General features: G+C 58.3%; 7 protein-coding genes. 3 read left to right on the top strand and 4 right to left on the bottom strand.

All coding sequences use genetic code 11. The features are described from left to right. On the bottom strand, positions 1-1,170 hold a 1,170-nt coding region (locus VN887_04230; protein ID HXT39213.1), incomplete at its 3' end, for a hypothetical protein. A 292-nt stretch (positions 1,171-1,462) separates the two neighbouring features. Between VN887_04230 and VN887_04225 the strand changes: the two genes are divergently transcribed. The 3 genes from VN887_04225 to VN887_04215 all read left to right on the top strand — a co-directional run bounded on the left by VN887_04225 (position 1,463) and on the right by VN887_04215 (position 3,895). Then, positions 1,463-1,849: a hypothetical protein gene (locus VN887_04225; GenBank protein ID HXT39212.1), complete on the top strand. Its 387-nt coding sequence runs from the start codon at positions 1,463-1,465 to the stop codon at positions 1,847-1,849. 231 nt (positions 1,850-2,080) lie between these two features. Continuing rightward, entirely contained in the window at positions 2,081-3,001 is a 921-nt protein-coding gene (locus tag VN887_04220; protein ID HXT39211.1) for a lytic transglycosylase domain-containing protein, read from the top strand. Positions 3,002-3,088: 87 nt separating this feature from the next. After that, on the top strand, positions 3,089-3,895 hold the full coding sequence (locus tag VN887_04215; protein ID HXT39210.1) for a GNAT family protein: 807 nt from the start codon (positions 3,089-3,091) through the stop codon (positions 3,893-3,895). 9 nt (positions 3,896-3,904) lie between these two features. Here the strand turns inward: VN887_04215 and VN887_04210 are convergent, their stop codons facing one another. From VN887_04210 to VN887_04200, 3 genes are all read right to left on the bottom strand, one after another. Continuing rightward, entirely contained in the window at positions 3,905-4,432 is a 528-nt protein-coding gene (locus tag VN887_04210) for a DUF5069 domain-containing protein (protein ID HXT39209.1), read from the bottom strand. 95 nt (positions 4,433-4,527) lie between these two features. Next, positions 4,528-5,265, bottom strand: coding sequence for a type II secretion system protein (locus tag VN887_04205; GenBank protein ID HXT39208.1), 738 nt, complete (start codon positions 5,263-5,265; stop codon positions 4,528-4,530). A gap of 137 nt (positions 5,266-5,402) precedes the next feature. Continuing rightward, positions 5,403-5,848, bottom strand: a 446-nt coding sequence (locus VN887_04200) for a DUF1080 domain-containing protein (protein ID HXT39207.1), incomplete at its 5' end; no start/stop codon positions are given.

The following is a 5,848-nucleotide window of genomic DNA, read 5'->3' as shown; positions in this document are numbered from 1 at the left end:
CGGCACGGCCGTGACCTTGAACGAGCCGTTGAACGCGTTTGCCAGCGATCCGTTGACCAGCGCTCCAGAAATTCTCACCCAGTCGTTTACTGCGCGCCCATGAGCGACTCGTGTCGTAACCGTCGCTTCGATGGTCTGGTTCGGGCCTGGATTGATGACGATATAGCTGATCTGCGAGATCGCCACGGGATTGATCTTGTATTCGCAGTCAATGAGGCAGTTGCGCACCACGCACGCGCGATGATAGCCCATGACCCCCTTGGCGTCCTCCGTGGCACCCATGTTGATCACCGTGACCAACCCGTATTGGTTGATGGCCGGTTGTTCCAGGATGCAATCTTCCATCAGACAATCAACGGATTCGACGAAGGCGGGGTTGGGGTCTGCCCCGGCTGACCACATGACAAAACACTCGAAGGCACCACTCGAATCGCCAAAGTTTATGACGCGCACGCGCCGGTATTTTACGTGCGCCCCGGACACGAGAACCCCCGAACAGGCGATGGGTGGGAATGTGTAGCTGCCAATTAACTGCCCATCCAAATTGCAGTCCAACGTCAAATCCGAAACTGCAAAGTATTCCAGGTGTGCACCCGTCCCAAGCACCCAGTACTGGACAATCGGACTTCGAACGCTGACCAATTTCACGATCGTTACGTCAATCCCCGATCCGATGATCTTTTGACCGGTAAGGACCGGCACACCTGAGCCGTCGGAGCCGATGCCCTGCGTCGGGAACACACCCGGACCAAGATGGATGGTGGTGTTCGCCCCAAGGACGCCGCGGATTTCATCGAATTGGTAATGGGTAAGGGCGCAAACCATCGTGCCGCTCCCATTTCCGGCCGGGCTTCCCTTCATCCAATACTTGAAGGTGGTCGCCGTTTTCCCGTAGATGACGAAAGTTCCGTTGTAGTATTGGCCGTCGACGCCGGTGACGCCGGAAATGGTGACCACATCGCCATCGGAGAAACCGTGGTTGCCGCCCGTCGTGGCAGTGGCTTCCCGGCCTGAACTGGTCAAACCGGACACGGAAATCGCGCTCTCGTATCGGGGCGAGCCGTTGTAGGGGTCTTCCTCCGTGCCGGAGCCTTTGACGCCATCGGTCCGATACGCGATCCAGACATTGATCCGGTAAGGGTCAAGTAACAATGCGTCGAGCAGGGACATTGCGACTGGCCTCCTTGGTTTCAGCTTTGGCGTTCATTGCGACGCTCCAAAATGTTTCCCAAACAAACGACCGTTTGGGCCCCTTACAACCTGTGTCGCGAACTTACTCCTCAAGCTTTGGCTGTCAACGTCGTTTTCGAGGAACTTGTTCAACACCCGCTCGCGTTCACTTCAGTCTTGCGGTCCAGACGCCTGCGCTAGTTGTTCCAGGACCGGTTGCGCGTGGTTCACCATCCACCTTCCCAAATCCAACTTTACAAGCCGCCGACGCTTATGTAACGCTGTGCCCGCTATGTTGAATTTGAAGAGATTGCTGCCGATGCTGCTGCTTCCCTGGTTGCTCGTGGGCTGCGCCACCACCTCCATCACGAACCTCACCCCGAGCCGCCTGCCGCGCAAAGACAACGGCCAATACGCCTTCGCGGTGGAGTGGAACAGCCGCCAGCAAAGCCTCGTCAAGGACTCCATCAAGCCATACGTCGTCATCGGCCTGGACCAGTACCCGATGCAGCGCACGCCCATGCTGACCAATCGTTGGGAAACGCTCGTGCCGGTGCCCGCTGACAAGGCCATCGTCACCTACCGCTACAAGTTCGACTATGAATTTCGCGGGTTCCCCACGCACGAACTCGACAGCAAGCTTTCCAAGTACTATCAGTTGTTCATTCTGGACAAGTGATGTGGAGATGTTGTCGTTCCTTCCGCGACCAGTTCGCCGTTCTTCCATTTTTGGAGTAATTCTGCCTCCCGGCTCGCAGTCCGCCCCTCGTCGCGGCCATCGGCAGCTCGGTTCGTGCGGCGGTTTTGGTGGACGGACGCACCCGGATGACCAGGTGGGTCCGGGAACCTCGGGACTGCGTGGTTCAAGTTGTCCCTTCCGTGGCGGTCGGATTTTGGTAGGCTTGGCGGTGTGAGAAGAATTTGTGCCGTCCTGGCCGGGCTTTCAATCGTCCTCACCGCGAAGGCGCAGGAGTTGGAGATTGATCCCGATGAAATCCTACAGTCGGTCCAGGAATGGGCGAAAGACAATCTCGACGACACGGCGCTGGACGAACTGGGAGTGGACAAGGAGCGCGTGCAGAAATTCCTCGCCGAACTCCGAAAACGGTTTCAAGGCTCCTATGTCTATGATCTCGGCGCCCTGCACGAGACGGCCACCAACCTTTTGCCGGTGTTGAAACAATTCGAGGAGACCCGCCCGTACGCGGTGTGGTTGCAAACCCGCCTCGATTACTTCGATGTCTCCGAAGAGCTGCGGCGCGAAGCGAAACCCGACAAAACCGGGCCGTCCCGTCTGCCGAATCCTTCGCCCCGGGCCGAAAGCAGCGTTTGGGTGAGAGAAGTGAGGCGGCGTCCGCTTCCGCCGCTCGCACGGGATTGCGTGCCCCGCCTGAAGGAGATTTTCACCGCGGAAAAATTACCGCCCGAACTCGTCTGGGTCGCCGAGGTCGAGTCCTCGTTCGACCCGGCCGCGCGAAGCCCTTCCGGCGCCGTCGGGATGTTTCAGTTGATGCCCGGCACGGCCCGCTCGCTCAATCTCTCGCTGCGTCCCTCGGACGAACGGTTGCAGACGGAAAAGAGCGCGCGCGCGGCGGCCCGGCATTTGCGCCGGCTCTATGGACAGTTCGGCGACTGGCGGCTGGCCCTGGCCGCCTACAACGCCGGCGAAGGCCGCGTGGGTGAATTGCTCCAAAAGCAGAAGGCGCGCACGTTTGAAGCCATCGCCGGACGCCTGCCCGCCGAGACGCAGTTATACGTGCCGAAGGTCGAAGCCACCTTGCGCGAACGCGAAGGTGTCACGCTCGCGGAGCTCAAGCCGGCGGCGGATTGAACCGGAGTGACAGCGGAAAAAAATCTGGACTTCCGCCCTCTCGGAGAACAAATGGGATCGGCGGAACGACACCAACCCGCATGATGCATGAACGACGGGAACGAAGAGAAGTCGGCCAGGAAACAGCAGCGCGACCAGATGCTCAAACTGGTTTCGAAAGGCTTCTACAACGAACTCATCAATTACGGCGTGCGCAAGGAGGAAATCCTGCGGGTCGCCTCCCATTTGCTCGACAATCTCATGTCGCAGGAGAAAAACCCCAACGCCGGCATCCAGTATTACAACGAGGTTTTCACTCTTGCCTCGGTCAGGGACGAATGGTCGGCGAGCAGGCAACTGACGGTCCAGCATGTGACGTTGCGGCCTTTGCAACAGGCCGTTGTTGCCCGGGTCGTCGAGTGGCTCAGGAACCCCGTAGTCCGTGAAAGTTTCGTGCCCGCGTTTCCCGACAGGGCCGAAGACCTTCAGAAACATTTTGCGCATCCCACGCGTGATTACTTCGGAATCTTTTACGACAACCAGCCGGTGGGAATCGTGGGCGGCGAGAACATCGATCCTTTGGCGGGCAAACTGGAGATGAAAAAACTCGTGGGAGAATCCGGATTGCAGGGCAAGGGCATCGGCAAACGCGCCACGTTCGGCTTCCTCTATTATGCGTTCATGATCCGGAACCTGAACAAGGTTTACATTCACTCGCGCGACGTGAACATCCGGAACCTGAATCTGAACTGCCGGTTCGGCTTCGAGTTGGAAGGGATTTTTTTTGAAGACATCAAGGTCGGCGACAGGCGACAGGATATTGTGCGTATGGCCCTGTTGAAAGAGCCGTGGTTGAAAATCTTTTCCCCGCCGCATGGCGCGGAGTCCGACCGGACGGAATCGGACCGCCTCTGACCCGCGCGGTCAAACCAGGCCCGCCGAGCGCTTCACCGCGTTGACAATTCGCCGATCGTCCGGACCGGATTCCCGGACCAGTTTCAGAAATTCTGGCAGTGTCATTTTCATCCGGCGCAGAAACGGACGGTCGCCGCCGCAGCCGTACATCAAATCGGCGGGCATTTCACCGCGAAGTTTGAGCCGCGCCTTTTCAATGATGCGCGGAAGCCACTCGATTCCATCCACCTCGTCCGTCTTCGCCGGCAGATCATCCATCGAAGCGACGCGGCCCGATGGTTTGCCGCCCATCACGTCGAGAAAGTAGTCGCGTCGGATGGCCTGGACTGCAAGCACTGTGGCAAAATCCGGTTCGCCGTGGTTTTGGGCGTCATCCACGAAGTCAAACAGTTCCTGTCTTGTGCAACCGATGCTCGCGAGAAATGCGGCGTCCGCGTCGCCGAACATCTTCTTCGGCGAACAGCGCCCCGACTGCCAGGCGGCCACGCCACCGTCATAGACTTCTTTGAATTCTTTCTGCCAACTGTTGTCGCTCATACCTGCCAAGCATAACGCACCCTGAAAAAGTGGCAAATGAGACGGGATGAACGCCACGGCGGGAGAATCTGGACCAAACACGGAAACTTCGCGCGTCACCACCACGTGAAGTTCGGATCAGGAGCGGGCCCCGTGTAGTTCCACTGGTAAGCCTGTTTCGGAAACTGGAAGTATTGGGTGTGGCCGTCGCCAAAAATCACGTTGAAGCGGTACTCCCCCTTGTAATTGTGCCATTGGCTCCACGGATCGTTTTTGTCGCGGTCGGCCCACCACGGCCAATCGCCCTGGATCAACTTGTTGGAAGCACTGCGCGAAATCTCGCTCGTCTTTATCGGGGTCGCCTGCGGGGTACCCTTTGCGGCGGTGGAATCGCCGGTCACGTGTTTGACGCGCAACGTTTCGACCGCCCAGACCGTGAGGTAGCTGTTGCCCCAGCCGTCGAAGCAACTCTTCGTGCCCTTTGGGAACTGAGCCTTCCACAACGAATCACCCTTGTCCGAGGGACAGTGGAACGCTTCAAGGGCGGGCACGTAAGCGTTTAGCGGTCGTTTTTCCGGCGCCAGTTTTCCGCCGTGCAGTGTCATCGTGCCGGTTTTCCCACCCATATCTGCCCAGTCCGGATAGGCCGGGTAGAAATCGGCATTGTCGTCCGCGTACATATGCAGCCCGATTGCCTCCTGATGCATGTTGCTGTTGCACTTGACGGTCATCGCCTTCCCCTTTGCGCGGGCCAGGGCGGGTAACAAAAGACCGGCCAGGATCGCGATGATGGCAATGACAACCAGGAGTTCGATCAAGGTAAACGCAGCGCACTGGAGGAATCGCCTTTTCATAGGGTTGATTCATGCTGGCCCCGCTGCGCACCCTTGACAAGCCCGGAATTGTAAAGCCCGCTCACGGCGATCATCACGGCGTTCGCTCTAAGCGCGCGTCCAACCAGGTCGCCGGGACCGACGAAGTCTGCGCGATTTCAATCGAGCCGCTTCACCCGGATGTTTTTGTAACGAACCACGCTTTTGGGGTCGTGCGCCTGCAACGCGAATGTGCCTTCATCCAGCTTGCGGGTGAACGCCGTGCCCGGCTGGGTTCCGGGCGGTTCCGTGTATTCGAAGATGATCTGGCCGTCAATTTTCACCGTTACCTTGTTGTCCTTGACGATGATGTGCTGCGTCCACCACTTGTTGTCCTTCGCGGGCGTGGAAGCCACATTCACCACGTCGTAAAGGCTGCCGGTTTTTTTCCAGTCGGTGTGACTGACATTGACCTGGCACTCGAACCCGTACTTCGGCCAGTCGGTCGCCTGATATTTCGTGTGAAAATAAATCCCGCCGTTCGATCCCGGTTCGGTCATCACGTCCACCTTCAACTCAAAGTTCTTGAACGGTTTTTCGTCACCAACGTAGAAAAGGTGATCGC

The sequence above is a fragment of the Candidatus Angelobacter sp. genome (assembly GCA_035607015.1).
Lineage (GTDB): Bacteria > Verrucomicrobiota > Verrucomicrobiia > Limisphaerales > AV2 > AV2.
The sequence above is the reverse complement of the archived record's forward strand: the minus strand, read 5'-3'. Positions and strand labels throughout refer to the sequence as shown.